The organism is Streptomyces sp. NPDC047515 (assembly GCF_040643055.1).
Taxonomy (GTDB): Bacteria; Actinomycetota; Actinomycetes; order Streptomycetales; family Streptomycetaceae; genus Streptomyces.
Genome location: NZ_JBEYTM010000017.1, coordinates 62492 through 77627, shown reverse-complemented (window position 1 = coordinate 77627; position 15136 = coordinate 62492). Strand labels below are relative to the sequence as shown.

15 protein-coding genes are annotated in these 15136 nt (G+C 71.1%); 9 read left to right on the top strand and 6 right to left on the bottom strand.

Annotated features, from left to right (window positions below):
• The first annotated feature begins 13 nt into the window (after positions 1–13).
• Complete coding sequence (locus ABZ826_RS16895; RefSeq protein ID WP_361447950.1) at positions 14–1156, top strand: mandelate racemase/muconate lactonizing enzyme family protein; 1143 nt, start codon at positions 14–16, stop codon at positions 1154–1156.
• A 68-nt stretch (positions 1157–1224) separates the two neighbouring features.
• Here ABZ826_RS16895 and ABZ826_RS16890 read toward each other — a convergent pair whose 3' ends face one another.
• From ABZ826_RS16890 to zapE, 3 genes are all read right to left on the bottom strand, one after another.
• Entirely contained in the window at positions 1225–2604 is a 1380-nt protein-coding gene (locus ABZ826_RS16890; RefSeq protein WP_361447947.1) for an alkaline phosphatase PhoX, read from the bottom strand.
• Between the two features lie 125 nt (positions 2605–2729).
• On the bottom strand, positions 2730–3155 hold the full coding sequence (locus ABZ826_RS16885) for an OsmC family protein (protein WP_361447944.1): 426 nt from the start codon (positions 3153–3155) through the stop codon (positions 2730–2732).
• A gap of 102 nt (positions 3156–3257) precedes the next feature.
• On the bottom strand, positions 3258–4397 hold the full coding sequence (gene zapE, locus ABZ826_RS16880; protein ID WP_361447941.1) for a cell division protein ZapE: 1140 nt from the start codon (positions 4395–4397) through the stop codon (positions 3258–3260).
• Positions 4398–4434: 37 nt separating this feature from the next.
• On the opposite strand from zapE, the gene ABZ826_RS16875 reads away from it, so the two are divergent.
• The 4 genes from ABZ826_RS16875 (at position 4435) to msrB (ending at position 7653) form a co-directional block, all read left to right on the top strand.
• Positions 4435–5199, top strand: a complete 765-nt coding sequence (locus tag ABZ826_RS16875) for a pyrimidine reductase family protein (protein WP_361447938.1) — start codon at positions 4435–4437, stop codon at positions 5197–5199.
• Positions 5200–5348: 149 nt separating this feature from the next.
• Positions 5349–5801 (top strand): indole-3-glycerol phosphate synthase, encoded by a 453-nt coding sequence (locus ABZ826_RS16870; RefSeq protein WP_093899314.1) that lies wholly within the window; start codon positions 5349–5351, stop codon positions 5799–5801.
• 40 nt (positions 5802–5841) lie between these two features.
• Complete coding sequence (murC, locus tag ABZ826_RS16865; RefSeq protein ID WP_361447936.1) at positions 5842–7236, top strand: UDP-N-acetylmuramate--L-alanine ligase; 1395 nt, start codon at positions 5842–5844, stop codon at positions 7234–7236.
• A gap of 9 nt (positions 7237–7245) precedes the next feature.
• Complete coding sequence (gene msrB, locus ABZ826_RS16860) at positions 7246–7653, top strand: peptide-methionine (R)-S-oxide reductase MsrB (protein ID WP_361447934.1); 408 nt, start codon at positions 7246–7248, stop codon at positions 7651–7653.
• Positions 7654–7834: 181 nt separating this feature from the next.
• Here msrB and ABZ826_RS16855 read toward each other — a convergent pair whose 3' ends face one another.
• On the bottom strand, positions 7835–8305 hold the full coding sequence (locus tag ABZ826_RS16855) for a hypothetical protein (protein ID WP_361447931.1): 471 nt from the start codon (positions 8303–8305) through the stop codon (positions 7835–7837).
• 127 nt (positions 8306–8432) lie between these two features.
• Entirely contained in the window at positions 8433–10871 is a 2439-nt protein-coding gene (locus ABZ826_RS16850; protein WP_361447928.1) for a GTPase-associated protein 1-related protein, read from the bottom strand.
• A gap of 404 nt (positions 10872–11275) precedes the next feature.
• Between ABZ826_RS16850 and ABZ826_RS16845 the strand changes: the two genes are divergently transcribed.
• Positions 11276–12160, top strand: coding sequence for a peptidase S1 (locus tag ABZ826_RS16845; RefSeq protein ID WP_361447925.1), 885 nt, complete (start codon positions 11276–11278; stop codon positions 12158–12160).
• Positions 12161–12244: 84 nt separating this feature from the next.
• Here the strand turns inward: ABZ826_RS16845 and ABZ826_RS16840 are convergent, their stop codons facing one another.
• Complete coding sequence (locus ABZ826_RS16840) at positions 12245–12451, bottom strand: DUF5988 family protein (protein ID WP_361447922.1); 207 nt, start codon at positions 12449–12451, stop codon at positions 12245–12247.
• A 245-nt stretch (positions 12452–12696) separates the two neighbouring features.
• Between ABZ826_RS16840 and ABZ826_RS16835 the strand changes: the two genes are divergently transcribed.
• The 3 genes from ABZ826_RS16835 to ABZ826_RS16825 all read left to right on the top strand — a co-directional run bounded on the left by ABZ826_RS16835 (position 12697) and on the right by ABZ826_RS16825 (position 15095).
• On the top strand, positions 12697–13356 hold the full coding sequence (locus ABZ826_RS16835; RefSeq protein WP_361447919.1) for a zinc ribbon domain-containing protein: 660 nt from the start codon (positions 12697–12699) through the stop codon (positions 13354–13356).
• Between the two features lie 335 nt (positions 13357–13691).
• Positions 13692–14516 (top strand): LLM class F420-dependent oxidoreductase, encoded by an 825-nt coding sequence (locus ABZ826_RS16830; RefSeq protein ID WP_361447916.1) that lies wholly within the window; start codon positions 13692–13694, stop codon positions 14514–14516.
• Positions 14517–14666: 150 nt separating this feature from the next.
• Positions 14667–15095, top strand: coding sequence for a TIGR03668 family PPOX class F420-dependent oxidoreductase (locus tag ABZ826_RS16825; RefSeq protein ID WP_361447913.1), 429 nt, complete (start codon positions 14667–14669; stop codon positions 15093–15095).
• Positions 15096–15136: the final 41 nt, after the last annotated feature.

Here is a 15136-nt window from a genome sequence, read left to right as displayed (position 1 = left end):
ATAGAGGAGTGGCATGAAGATCACCGGCCTGGAAGTGCTGACTCTCCCCGACCACGGCGACAGCATGATGCTGGTCGTGGTCGACACCGACGAGGGCATCCACGGCTTGGGCGAGGTCGGAATCAGATCCCGGCAGAAGGCGGTTGCGGGTGGGCTGGAGCACCTGGCCGAGCTGATCACCGGCGAGGACCCGCGGCGGATCGAACACCTCTGGCAGGTGATGTTCCGCCGCGGCTTCTTCCCCGCCGACCGCATCCTCGGCGCCGCCGTCGCCGCCGTGGACGTGGCGCTGTGGGACATCCGCGGCAAGGCACTCGGCGTCCCCGCGCACGAACTTTTCGGCGGCCGGGTGCGTGACCACGTACCCGCCTATGTGCACGTCGGTGACGGCTACCACGACCGGGAGTGGTTCCTCGACCGCTGCCGCGACCTCGTCGCGACGGGCTGGCGCCACCTCCGCTTCGCCGCACCGCACGACGCCGACGGCGTGCTGGACGCCCGTCGTTGCCTGCGCGACACCGTCGAACTCTTCCACCAGGTACGGGACGCCGTGGGCGACGAGGTGGAGCTCGTGCTCGATGTGCACACGCGGCTGGATCCGCCCGAGGCGCTGACCTTGTGCCGGGAGATCGAGGCGGCACGCCCGTACTTCGTCGAGGACCCGCTGCGCTGCGAGAACCCGGACAGCTACCGGATGCTGCGGGCGCGCACGGGGGTGCCGTTGGCAGCCGGCGAACAGTACGGTTCCAAATGGGAGTTCAGGAGCCTCATCGAGGAGGAGCTCATCGACTACGCCCGGGTCGACATCGGCGTCGCCGCCGGTCTCACCGAGGCGAAGAAGATCGCCGCGATGGCGGAGGCCCACCACATCAAACTCGCCACGCACAATCCCCTCGGCCCGGTCACCGCCGCGTCGTCGCTCCAGCTCAACCTCGCCTGCCCCAATGTGGCGATACAGGAGCACCAGACCGACCCCGAACCGGCCATCGCCGGCCTCTTCGCCGAACGGCCCACGGTCCTCCCCGGCCGGGTCGAGCGCAGCGACCTGCCCGGCATCGGTGTCGTCATCGACCGCGAAGAGGCCCGTAAGTACCAGGCCACCGCCGCCGAACGGCCTCATCTGCGCACGACGGACGGGGCGTTCACCAACTGGTAGGAGATCTCGCCCCGAGCAGCGGCACGGGGGACGGGCGACAAGGCCCGCCCCCCGCGCGCGTCAGCGCGTCAGCGCCACGGGCCGGTCACCGCGAACGTCGTCCCCGGCGTATAGCAGTTGACGAACATCGTCCCGCCGTCCGGAGCGAACGTGACCCCGGCGAACTCGCCCCACGCGGGCTCCTCGGGCGTCCCGATGTTCTGGCGGCCCCGCGCCATCGCGTACACCTCGCCGCCCCGCGTCAGGCCGAAAACATGCTGTGCGCCGTCGCCGTCCTCGCACACCATCAGCCCACCGTCGGAGGCCAGACAGATGTTGTCCGGGGACTCGCCGGGCAGTTGGACGTCCGTACCGGGACCGAAGACGATCACCAGCGTGAGGCGGCGCCGCTTCGGCTCGTACCGCCACACCTGGCCGTAGTGGTCGGCCGCCGAACCCTGCGAGCTGTGCGCGAAGCTGGAGACGAAGTAGACCGAGGTCCCGCCCCAGTAGCAGCCCTCCAGCTTCTGCGCGTGCGTGATGCCCTTCGGGCCGAAGTCCTGGAACCGGATCGGGGTCACGGCCGCCTGCGGATCCGGTACGGGCACCCACTCGACGCCGTCGAAGCTCGCGCCGGTCTCCTGGACCACGGAGAGGTCGGGGACGCCCGGCACCCGCATGGCCTCCAGATGGCCGCCCGCCCGCAGCGAGCCCGTCCCGCCGAGCGGCTTGTCCGGCAGGAAGCGGTAGAAGAGCCCGAACGGCTTGTCGAACGCGTCCTCCGTCTCGTACACGATCCCGCTCTTCGGATCGATCGCGATCGCCTCGTGCTGGAAGCGGCCCATCGCGGTGAGCGGCACGGCGCCGGTGCGGCGCGGATCGGCGCCGTCCACCTCGAAGACGAAGCCGTGGTCCTTGGTATAGCCGTTGGTACCGGCCCGGTCCTCGGTCTCCTCGCAGGTCAGCCAGGTGTTCCAAGGGGTGCGGCCACCCGCGCAGTTCACCGCCGTACCGGCGATGGCGACGCGTTCGCCGAGGACGTTGTTGCGGCCGTCCAGCTCCAGAGCTGTACAGCCGCCCTTGCCCATCGGGTCGTAGGTGAGGCCCTCGACGACCGGGACCGGGATCTTGGCTGTGACGCGGTTCTCGTGGTTGCGCACGAGGCGGACGTGACCGTGTCGGCCCGCGAAGGCGGCCATGCCGTCATGGTTGCTGGGGACCTGGCCCTCCCCGGAGCGGAGCGCATCGCCCTCCCGGGACAGGACCCGGTAGCGGAAGCCCTTCGGGAGGTCGAGCAGCCCGTCGGGGTCCGGCACCAGCGGGCCGTAGCCGCTGTGTCCCCGGGCGGCGGCGGTACCCGCGAAGAGTTCGGAGAACGCCCCGGCGAAGGCGATCGAGGCAACGGCCGCGCCGCTGCCTGCCAGGACCTGTCGTCGTGTTGCGAGGTGTCGTGCTGCTGTCGATGACATGAGGCAACTCCCTGCTGGCGGACAGGAGAAGTGACCCGCATGTGTGTACCACGCGTATCGTCGCGCGGAAACCATGCGGGTCACCGTGCCTCGTGCGTGTCACGGGCCCGCGGGGGCCCGTGGGGTCAGGCCAGGGACGCGGTGAGCGTGATCGTCGTACCCGTGAGTGCCTGGCTGACCGGGCAGTTCGCCTTGGCGTCCTCGGCGGCCTTGACGAAGCCCGCCTCGTCGAGTCCGGGCACCTCGCCCTGGACGGTGAGGTGGATACCGGTGATGCCGGTACCGGGCTGGAAGGTCACCTCGGCCCGGGTGTCCAGCCGGGTCGGCGGGGTGCCGGCCGTGGCCAGACCGTTGGACAGCGCCATCGAGAAGCAGCTGGAGTGGGCCGCCGCGATGAGCTCCTCGGGGCTCGTCCTGCCGTTCGCCTTCTCCGCGCGCGACGGCCAGGAGACCTCGTACTCACCGATGCCCGAGGAGTCGAAGGTGACGACGCCCTTGCCCTGGATCAGGTTGCCTTCCCAGATCGTGTGCGCCTGACGCGTGGTAGCCATGCTGGATCCTTTCAAACGGTGTGCGCGGTTGCTGCGGGAGGAACGAGGCGCCCCGGGGCACCTCGGGTGGTACGCCCCCCGAAGGGTGGTACGCCCCCGAACCTACTGCGCCACCAGCCCCTTTGCGTCGCGCGCCAGCGCCGTCAGCCGGGAGATCGCCCGGAAATACTTCTTCCGGTACCCGCCGTTCAGCATCTCCTCGCTGAACAGCCTGTCGAACGGGACCCCGGAGGCGAGCACCGGGACCTCACGGTCGTACAGCCGGTCGGCGAGGACGACGAGCCGCAGCGCGGTCGACTGGTCCGGCACCGGCTGGACCTCGGTCAGGCAGACCGCCCGCAGGCCGTCCGTCAGCGCGCCGTAGCGGCTCGGATGGACCCGGGCGAGATGGTCGAGGAGCGCGGGGAAGTCGTCCAGGCTCGCGCCCTCGGTGGCGTACGCGGCCCGGGTGACCTGCTCGGCGGAGTACGGGGCGGGGGCCTCGGGCAGCCCGCGGTGGCGGTAGTCCTCGCCGTCGATCCGCAGCGGACGGAAGTGCGCGGACAGCCCCTGGATCTCCCGCAGGAAGTCGGCGGCGGCGAACCGGCCCTCGCCGAGCTTGCCGGGCAGCGTGTTGGACGTGGCGGCGAGCGCGACCCCCGCCTCGACGAGCCTGCTGAGCAGCGACGACACCAGGACGGTGTCGCCCGGGTCGTCCAGCTCGAATTCGTCGATGCACAGCAGCCGGTGCCCGCTCAGCGTCTGCACGGTCTGCTGGAAGCCCAGGGCACCGACCAGGTTCGTCAGCTCGACGAACGTGCCGAACGCCTTCAGTGAGGGCGCGGCGGGCGTGGCGTGCCAGAGGGAGGCCAGCAGATGGGTCTTGCCGACGCCGTAGCCGCCGTCGAGATAGACCCCGAGAGGGGCCGCGGGCGCCGTCGGCTTCCTGCTGAACCGCCCACCCGTCGCCCGCCACCACCCCTCCGAGGACGCGCTTCGCGCTCTTTTGTTCTTGCCGGAGCCGCTGGCGTGCGCCCCGCCGAGCCCGGCCGCGAAGCCGCTCAGGACCTCGACCGCCTCGGTCTGGCTCGGCCGGCCCGGGTCCGGGACATAGGTATCGAAACGCACGGAGTCGAAACGCGGCGGCGGCACCATCTCGGCGACCAGTCGGTCGGCGGGAACGTGCGGTTCGAGCGCGCACAGGGACAGCGGGGCCGTTTCGGCTATGGGGCTCTGCCCCGGCACGGCGGTGGAGGACGACACAACCGTCAAGCTTAAGGGCCGTGCCAGACTGCGGGGCATGCGACGCCTCTTCCCTGTGACCGACCCGACACCGGCCGACGACGAGGGGGAGTGGAGTCTGGACGATCTGGCCGACGCCTACGCGTACCCCGAACACGACGGCCCCTGGCTCCGCGCCAACATGGTTTCGACGCTCGACGGCGCCGCTCAGCACGACGGGCGCTCGCAGCCGATCTCGTGCGAGAGCGACATGCGGATCTTCGGCACGCTGCGCGGTCTGGCCGATGTGGTGGTGGCGGGGGCGGAGACGGTGCGGCTGGAGGGCTACCGGCCGGCCAGGGCCCGCGAGGCCTTCGCCGCCCGCCGGGCCGCGGCCGGGCAGGGGCCCGCACCGGCGATCGCCGTGGTGAGCGGCAGCCTGGACCTGGACTTCTCGCTGCCGCTCTTCGTCTCGCCGCTCGTTCCGACCCTCGTGCTGACCGGCGCCGGAGCCCCTGAGGGCCGGATCGAGGAGGCCCTCAGGGCGGGCGCCGAGGTGGTCATCGCGGGGGAGGGGTCCCGGGTGGACCCCGCCAGGGCCGTACGGGAGCTGGCGGACCGGGGACTCAAGCGGCTGCTGACCGAGGGCGGGCCCAGGATGCTGGGTCAGTTCGTGGCGGCCGGGGTGCTGGACGAACTCTGTCTGACCCTCTCGCCGATGCTGACCGCCGGAGACGCGCAGCGGATCGCCGGTGGCCCCTCGGTGGCCGTGCCGGAACGATTCGCCCTGGCATCGATGCTGGAAGAGGCCGGGTTCCTCTTCACCCGATACCGTCGGATCTGACAATCGGCGGAATTTACCGTTCCGCTTAGCTTCCGGTGGGCACAATTACTCTCGCAGACCCCGTGTCGGCACGGGGAAGGATGGTTTCAGCAGAGACCGCCGACGGTCACTGAAGCAGAAGGGCGCCCGTGGTGTTCACCAGCGTTTTGATGATCGAGAAGCCCCTCACTTCCGAGGACGTCGAGTTCGTCACCACCCTGCACGGGGAGGAGCAGACCTCCTTCGTCGTGCTCATGCAGCCGCGCGGTGACCAGGCCGATGTGCTGTTGCGGGCCATCGACGACCTGGCGATGGGAGAGCTGAAGGAGGCCGCCCGTGAGGGTGAGGAGCCGGAGGGCAAGAATGCCAGGCAGTCCGCCGAACTGGCGCTCGAAGTGTCACTCGAAGCGCTGCGGCAGGCAGGCTCGGAAGCGGTCGGGCAGGTGATCGAGGAGCACCCGCTGGACAAGCTGAAGTCCGTGGTCGACGACGCCGAGGCGGACGAGGTCATCGTGCTCACCGCGCCGCACTACGTGGAGGAGTTCTTCCACCGGGACTGGGCGTCGAGGGCCCGGCACAAGGTCGGCGTACCGGTGCTCAAGCTCTTCGCGCACAGCGAATAGGCTGGGGGCGACTCGCATCGACATTTGGGGAGACATACGCATGGCACCCGGTATTCCTGCCGCCATGGAACGGCCGCACTTCATCGGCATCGGCGGCGCCGGAATGTCGGGCATCGCGAAGATCCTCACCCAGCGCGGCGCGAAGGTCGCGGGCAGTGACGCCAAGGAGTCGGGCACGGCCGAGGCGCTGCGGGCGCTGGGGGCGACCGTCCACATCGGGCACGCCGCCGCACATCTGGCGGACGACGCCTCGTGCGTGGTCGTCTCCAGCGCCATCCGCCCCGACAATCCGGAGCTGGTGCGCGCCGCCGAGCTGTCGATCCCCGTCGTGCACCGCTCCGACGCGCTGGCCTCCCTGATGGGCGGCCTGCGTGCGATCGCGGTGGCCGGTACGCACGGCAAGACGACCACCACATCGATGCTGGCCGTCGCCCTGTCCGAACTGAACCTCGACCCCTCGTACGCCATCGGCGGCGACCTCGCGGGGCCCGGCACCAACGCCGCGCACGGCGCGGGCGAGATCTTCGTCGCGGAGGCGGACGAAAGCGATCGCAGCTTCCAGAAGTACGACCCCGAGGTCGCGATCGTCCTCAATGTCGAGCTGGACCACCACGCGAACTACGCCTCGATGGACGAGATCTACGAGTCCTTCGAGACGTTCGCCGGCAAGATCGTTCCCGGTGGCACCCTGGTGATCTCCGCCGATCAGGCCGGCGCCGTCGAGCTGACGAAGCGGGTGCGTGACCTCTCCTCGGTGAAGGTCGTCACCTACGGCGCCTCCGAGACCGCCGACGTACGCGTCCACAAGGTCACCCCGCGTGGTCTGACCAGCGAGGTCACGGTCGTCCTGAACGGGAAGTACCTCACGTTCACGGTCTCCGTGCCCGGCCGCCACTACGCCCTCAACGCGGTCGCGGCCCTTGCCGCCGGTGTCGCCCTCGGCATCCCGGCCCACAACCTGGCCTCGGCCCTCGGCAAGTACACCGGCGTCAAGCGCCGCCTCCAGCTCAAGGGCGAGGCGGCGGGTGTGCAGGTCATCGACTCGTACGCGCACCACCCCACCGAGATGACCGCCGACCTCGAAGCGATGCGCGGCGCCGCGTCCGACGCCCGTCTCCTGGTCGTCTTCCAGCCCCACCTCTTCTCCCGCACCCAGGAACTCGGCACCGAGATGGGGCAGGCACTCGCCCTGGCCGACGCCTCCGTGGTGCTGGACATCTACCCGGCCCGCGAGGACCCGATCCCCGGCATCACCAGCGCCCTGATCATCGACGCGGCGAGGAGCGCGGGAGCCGATGTCGCCGCCGTCCACGAAAAGGCGGCGGTCCCCGAGATCGTCGCGGGAATGGCGAAGCCCGGCGACCTCGTTCTCACCATGGGGGCGGGCGACGTCACGGACCTCGGCCCGCAGATCCTGGACCACCTGTCGAGCTGAGGGAGCGACGTGTCGTACGACATCGAGAAGCCGGACGAGCAGTGGCGGGCGGAGCTGACCCCCGCCGAGTACGCGGTCCTGCGCCGGGCCGGCACCGAACCCGCTTTCGTCGGCGAATACACCGACACCAAGACCACGGGCGTCTACTCCTGCCGCGCCTGTGACGCGGAGCTGTTCCGCTCCGACACCAAATTCGAGTCGCACTGCGGCTGGCCGTCCTTCTACGACCCGAAGGACTCCGATGCCGTCGAACTGATCCAGGACCGCAGCCACGGCATGGTCCGCACCGAGGTCCGCTGTGCCCGCTGCGGATCGCACCTCGGCCATGTCTTCGAGGGCGAGGGCTACCCGACCCCGACGGACCAGCGGTACTGCATCAACTCGATCTCACTGCGCCTGACGCCCGACGAGGGCTGACGGCGAAACGGCCGGGGCACGACGGCCGAGGGCGGCAGGGCGTTCGGCGGCAGGGCGACCCCGTCGACCGGCGGCCGGCCGCCGGACAGCGGGCGGACGCCGGAACGAAGAGGACCGACGACCACGGCCGGTGCCGTGACCGGAAAGGTTCACCGGCCGGAACGGGGGCCGATGCCCGGCATCAGCCCTCGTCCCCGTCCCCGGTGTTCTCCGGTCGCAGCAGCGGATGGACGACCCCCGGAAAGACCCGGGCCCGTACGACGGGCTCCGCCGAGCCGCCCCGGACCGCCGTCTCGACGACTCCCCACGGCCGACCGGGCAGCACCACGGTCAGGATGTACGAGGACGGGCAGCCCATGCAGTCGTAGCGGTCCGCCCAGGTCTCCACGTCCGTGACGCTGCCGGGGTAGCGCGCCACGTGCCGGTGGAGCGCGTGGCAGCGCTCGCACCTCTCGCCGGGCTCGCACGTGCCGCCGCAGGGGCATGGCACATCGGGCGTCTCGGCGGGACGCCAGCGCTGGGTGAGGACCGCCTCACGCGTGGCGCCCATGTCCTTCATCGCCTTCAGATTGCGGGCGGCGACGTTGTACGACTCGCCGGTCGCGGCCATGCGGTCCCGGATGACGTCCTTGCGTCCACGGTTCGTCGTCATCTGTTCCTCATCGGTTCCTCGGGGGGTCACGCAGCCCGCCAGGAGCACACGAGACAGACATGTCACACGGTACCGGTCGCGCCGGACGGCCCACGACGCGCAGGGGCCCGGCCGGGCGGCCGCTGCCCTACGACCGGCGCACCCGTGCCGTCAGCCTGCTGCCGAGCCGTCTGCCGAATCCGTCCGGCCGGTTCCACGCCCGGAACGCCTCCACCGTGCGGCTGCTGCCCGTACGCTCGACGGCCTCCTCCACCGCCGTCACCTCACCGGCGGACAGGCCGCGCACCACCGGTCGCAGCACCTGTGCCAGCAGCGCCGCCCGCGTCTCGCTCCAGGCGCGGCCCGCGTGCGGATGGGAGCTCCAGACGGTGAAGCAGTCGGCCACATAGGCCGGTTCGGAACGCAGCCGGGCAAGGACCGTGTCATGGCGGGCGGCCGTTCCGTAGGCCGCGATGAGGTCCGCGTCGTCGCTGTGGACGAACGCGTACAGCTCCGCCTCGGGCCGGTCCGCAGCGAGCAGCCGTCCCCCCAGGGCGGCGAACGCCTGGTCGCGCACCCCTGGTTCCACCGGCTCGGCCTCGGCACACAGCTTCCGGGCCCGGTCCGCCCAGCCGGGCTCCGCCGCACCCGAGCGCACGTCCCGCGCGAACTCCAGCAGCAGCAGGGCGCCACGCACCCGCGCGTCGATCTCCCGGGGGAAGCCGCGCAGCAGGTCATGGGCGAGTTCCGGGGCCTCCTCGTCGTCGGCCGGGGCGCCGAGCGCCGCCGCGACGAGAGCGGACCACGTACCGGCCGTGCGGTGCGCGTCGGAGGTGGTACCGCCCAGCAGCAGTCGGGCCTCGCCCGCCGTGGGCGTGTCCTCGCCCCACACCAGGCCCACCGCGGTCCGCAGTACCAGCGGTTCGGTGAAAGGTGACATACCACCGGCGCGCAGCACCATGTGTACCGTCTTCACCCGGTCGCCGCCGCACGCCCTGGCGTCCGGCGCCGCCGCGCACATCCGCAGGTGCGGCAGCGCCTGGGTTCCGGTGAAGGGCAGACGGACCCCGGTCAGCAGCCGCTCCGTCGCCGCCGGATCGTGCGGGGCGACCCGGTCCAACTCGCCCAGCAGCGCCGTACGGACGTCGAACTGTTCGTCCAGCAGGTCGAGCAGCACCGGTCCGCAGTCGGCGGCCCCTTCGGCCAGCAGGGACCGGGCCATCCGGCGCACGACATCGGGGAGCAGATCCGCGCAGTCCACATCGAGCAGCCGCGCGATCCGCAGCAGTTGCACCGCGCGCGTCACGGCCCGGCCGGGTGCGCCGGCCGTGGCGGGCGCACCGGTGGCCAGTTCGCTGCGGAGGTCGTCGCCCAGGGCGGTGACGAGCGCGGCGACGGCACGCTCCCCGGCCGGTCCGGCGAAGGCCGAGCGCGCGGGCGGTTCGAGCGCGACATCACCGCCGCGTACCGCCTCCGTCACCAGAAGAGCGGCGAGCGAAGCCGTCGTGGCGGCCGGGGAGCGCCCGTCGAGCGCGGTCAACAGGCGTGCCACACAGGAGAGTTCGGCAGTCGTACGGTCGATTCCCGGTGCCGTCAGCGCATCCGTCAGCAGCCGTGTCCGCTCCTCGTCCAGCGCGTACGGCCGCTCGGCGGCCCAGTCGGCCGCCGCGGCACGCTCGCCGGGGCCGAGATCGATGCCCGCGCACAGCGCGGTGACGGCGAGCGGTCCGGCCGCGAAGGGCTCGCCGGGCAGTTCCGCCGCCGCCCGGAACAGCTCCGGGGACCGGCTCCGCCAGATCCGGGCGCAGGTCTCGGCCCAGGCGTCGTCCACCGGTCCTTCCGGGCGCGCCCCGGCGCAGGTGTGCACCCGCAGCGCGCCGTCGGAGCCGGCCGGTTCCGGTGCGTCCTGGGGCAGCACCCCGACGACCTGGTGCGGGGATCGTTCCGGACGGCGGGTGTATGTCGTGAAGGTCAGCCGCTGCGCGTGCCACGGCGGGAGTACGGCTGTGGCCAGGGCGATCCAGCGGGCCACGTCGGCACTCTGCCGCTCCACGAGAACCACCCGCGCCGCGGACGGCTGCTCGCTCACCCGTCGCAGATCGGCGAAGACCGCCGCCAGCCAGGGACTCCGGGAGACCGCGAAGTCGTTCAGTGCCTCCGGTCCGAAAGCGGCGGAGGCGGGCAGAGAGGTTATTCGGGCGGGCGCGCCGCCGTCCGGCGCGGTGGAGGCCCAGTTCGGCGACCGCCAGGCCGTGATCGGCAGCGCGCCTCCCGGCAGCCTGGCGCCGGCCGGAAGGTGTACCGCGTGTGCGTGGAAACGACCGGTGCCCGGACCGCCGAGCGCCACCGCCCGCCCCAGCAGATGACTGCCGTCGGACAGCGCGCTGAAGCTCAACGCTTCCGGGAACGAACGGAGTTCGGCGGCCGTCGGGTGGTACGGAGCCCCGGCCGGCGGTTCGTATCCGAGGAGTTGCTCGGCCTCGGCCAGCACGGGCGTGGGCAGGCCGGCGCTGACCGCCGTGAACCGTGCGCCGCCCCCGTCGTCGCCCGCAGAGGCAGAGGTGTAGTGCAACTGCGCGAGGCTCATGCGTCGGCCCTCTTCGTCCTTGCCGCGAACGTCCCCGTGCCGTCAGCACGCCCGCTCCCGTCGGCCGTCCGTCGAGGGCAGGGCCGACCGGGCGCAGCGACGACCCCGGCGGGGAGCGGTCCGCAATCGCGGGAGCGACGCTATCAAGCACGCCGCCCCCGCACGCATCCCGCCGAAAGGCCGTCCGGGCAACCCTTGTCCCCCGGGCGCTCGGCCCGGCGGCGGCGCGACCGCGGCCGACCCGGCTCCGGCACGAGGCAAGGCCCTGTTCGATGCTCCTTCATCACCCCAATGGCCTACACACCGTCGGTCCGGTCAGTCGTTGATCGTCTTCGGATTGAAGAATCCCCCGTGGGCGCCGCACTCCGGTCCCAAGGGTCGCTATGCGTACAGGAGTTGCTCGGATGAATCTCAAGACTCTCTCCGCGGTCGCCGCCGTTCTGGCACTCGCCGGTCTCACCGGCGCGTCCACGGCCAACGCGGTGCCCGGCACGGTCTCCGGTGACGGCGGCAACCGGATCGGCACCCTGCGTGCCAACGGTGACGCGTACGTGAAGGAGGGCGGCCTCAGCGCGACCTGGGTCAAGGAGCACGGCAACGTCAAGCAGGTCGCCCTGTCGGGCAACCGCATCGGCGTCCTCACGGGCAACGGTGTCGCGTGGGTGAAGGAGGGCGGTCTCAGCGCGACCTGGGTCCGCGAGTCCGATGACGTCAAGCAGATCGCCCTGTCCGGCAACCGCATCGGCGTCCTGAAGGACAACGGTGACGCGTACGTGAAGGAGGGCGGTCTCAGCGCGAGCTGGGTCAAGGAATCCGACCACATCAAGGAACTGGAGCTGTCGGGCAACCGCATCGGCGTCGTCAAGGGCAACGGCGACGCCTACGTGAAGGAGGGCGGCCTGAGCGCGAGCTGGGTCAAGGAGTCCGACAACGTCATCGGCATCGACCTGTCGGGCAACCGCATCGGCGTCCTCACGGGCAACGGTGTCGCGTGGGTGAAGGAGGGCGGTCTCAGCGCGACCTGGGTCCGTGAGTCCGACGACGTCATCCAGCTCGAACTGTCGGGCAAGCGCATCGGTGTCCTGAAGGACAACGGTGACGCGTACGTGAAGGAGGGCGGCCTCAGCGCGACCTGGGTGCACGAGTACAACCGCGCCATCCAGATCGCCCTGTCGGGCAACCGTATCGGAGTCCTCAAGGGTGACGGGGACGCGCGGGTCAAGGAAGGCGGCCTGAGCGCGACGTGGGTCCTGGAGGCCGACAACGTCACCGAGCTCGCGCTGTCCTGACGCCTGACGCCTCACACCTGCCGCGCCGCGCAACGGAGTTGATCCGATGCGCGGCGCGGTGCCATGTGCGTGCGGAAATGGAATTCACCCCGGCACTTCGGTCCGCTCCCACCATTCGTAGACGGGCAATTGACCCTCGGCGGATTCCTGGTGGCGTGTCGTCGCCCTGAAGTGCTCGTATCCGCCACGGAACGGGATCTTGAGATCGGCCCCCGCTGTGGTGAGGGAGACGATCCGCTCAGGAAGATCGTCGGGCCCGCCTTCGAGGACTGCTTTCATCGCGTTGGTCATGGCGGAAGTCTCCCCGGACGGTGGTCCGGCTTCTTTGTGACGCGCCGGAAGGCCGCGCCCGCCGTTGGCACACCCGCGAGGGGCGAGCCGGCGGTGGCGGTCGCCCGCGACCCCGACGGCCGTGGAGACCCAGGCCTGACCTGCGAAGGTATTACCAAACAGTGACCGGACCGTCCGTACCGGTACGACCGATCGTTGCCATCATACGAGTGGGAAAAACTGATCGAATGACGCGAGGTTCAGGCATGGGTGACGAAATCTACTTCAGTAACAACTACAGCGACCTGTCGCAGCAGCACGGCACCGGTGCGGGTTTCCAGTTCGAATTCAGGTGCTCGCGGTGTTCGGACACCTGGCGCTCGCCGTTCGAGCCGTTCAGATCGGGGCAGGCGGCCAGTTGGATAGGCAAGGGGGCCAATGCCGCCTGGAGCCTGCTGGGCGGCAGCGCCGGCACCATCGGCAACGCGGCCGACGGGCTGGCGGGTGCCACCTGGGGCGGTGCGAGGGACACCGCGTTCCAGCGTGCGATCGACAACGCACAGGGACACTTCAACCGCTGCCCCCGATGCACCTCGTACGTCTGCGGGCGGTGCTGGAACATCGAGCAGGGCCTCTGTCTGCAGTGCGCCCCCGACACCGCCGCCGAGGCGGAGGCGGCCCGTCGGCGCGGGATGAACGACTTCGTGGCGGACCGGGCCTACGCCGCCGGGCAGACCGCCGGGCAGAGTTACGACGTGAGCGCACCTCGGCAGCTGGTCTGCCCGCAGTGCCGTACGGAGACCCATGGCGGCGCGTTCTGTCCGGGGTGCGGCCACCATCTCGCCCAGAGCCCGCAGTGCGGTTCCTGCAGCGCGACCGTTCCACAGGGAGCCGCGTTCTGCCCGGGGTGCGGTTCGAGGCAGTAGGACTTCCGCCAACGGGCGCCGCACCGGGGACGTGCGGCGCCCGGTCCGGTCGGTTCTGCGTCCGCTTCCCCTCCGGTCGCGGCTCCGGCGGTCGGCGAGGCGACAACTCGGCGCGTCCCGGACGTACTTGTCGTCGGTTGCGGTGCTGCGGGCCATGTGAGGACAGGGGCCGGGGTCCGGGCCGTGCCGGCCGGCGCGGATGCGGACCGGGACCCGGAACCGTGCTCCGTGATGGTTCACCCGGGTGGTCATCGGGGCGGACGTGCTCGGGGCGGGTAGGCAGAAGATCTGTGCCACCCCTCCGTATCCCGTATCCGACCCTTTGAGGAGCCGCCGTGAAATTCGGGGTCTCGACCTTCCTTACCGACCAGGGCATCGGGCCGGCCGCCCTCGGGACCGCCCTTGAGGAACGTGCATTCGACTCGTTGTTCATCGCCGAGCACAGCCATGTTCCGGCGAGCCGTCGGACGCCCTACCCGGGCGGTGGCGAACTGCCGGAGATGTACTACCGCACCCTTGATCCCTTCGTCGCCCTGACCGCGGCCGGTGTCGTGACCGAGCGACTGCTGCTGGGCACCGGCATCGCGCTGATCCCGCAGCGCGACCCGATCATCACGGCGAAGGAGGTGGCCTCGCTGGACCTGGTCTCCGGCGGCCGCGTGATCCTCGGCGTCGGTGTCGGCTGGAACCGTGAGGAGATGCGGAACCACGGCACCGATCCTGCCACCCGCGGCCGGCTCACCGACGAGCGGCTGCGTGCCATGCGGGAGCTGTGGACGGCCGAGAAGGCGGAGTTCCACGGCGAGTTCGTGGATTTCGATCCGGTCTTCGCCTGGCCCAAGCCCGTGCAGCGCCCCCATCCGCCGATCTACGTCGGCGGCGGCGAGGGGGCGTTCCCCCGGGTGGCGCGGCTCGGAGACGCGTGGCTGGCCAACAGCATGTCGCCGCAGGAGCTCGGTCCCCGGATCGAGCGGCTGCGCGCCCTGGCCGACCGGGAGGTGCCGGTGACGGTGTACGCGGCGCCGGACGATCCCGGGCAGATCGACGGCTATCTCGCGCTGGGGGTGGAGCGGCTGCTGTTCTACGTACCGACGCTGCCCGAACGGGAGACGCTGGAGTATCTGGACGGGCTGGCCGCCGTCGCCGGCCGGTACCGCTGAGGTGCTGGAAGCCGCCGTGTCCCGGAACCGTGGGACCGACCCGGAGACGCGCGCCCGCGGCGCGGCCCGTGTGCGTCGCGGGCGCCGTGAGCGTCGTGAGGCCCACCGGCAAGGGCCTGAGCGTCGTGAGGCCCACCGGCAAGGGCCGCGATGCCCGCTCTGACGAGTGCTGAGGCACGGGAGCGGTTCGCCGCCGCGCGCATCGCCCGCCTGGCGACGGCCGACACGACGGCCCGCCCGCACCTGGTGCCGGTGGTGTTCGCCGTGGACGACGACACGCTGGTGCTGGCCGTGGACCACAAACCGAAGCGGACGACACGGCTGAAACGCCTGGCCAACATGGCCGCCAACCCCTCGGTCTGTCTGCTCGCCGACCACTACGAGGAGGACTGGGGCCGTCTGTGGTGGGTCCGGGTCGACGGCAGGGCCCGCGTACTTCCGCCGCCGGACCGGTCCCCGCAGGCAGCCCGCCGCATCGGTCTGCTCGTCGCGAAGTACCACCAGTACGCCGACCGGCCGCCCGGCGGACCGGTGGTCGAGGTCTCGGCCCTGCGGTGGAGCGGCTGGCGTGCGACCTGACGCCACATGGCCGCATACTCGCCTGTGCCCGGCGGCCGTTC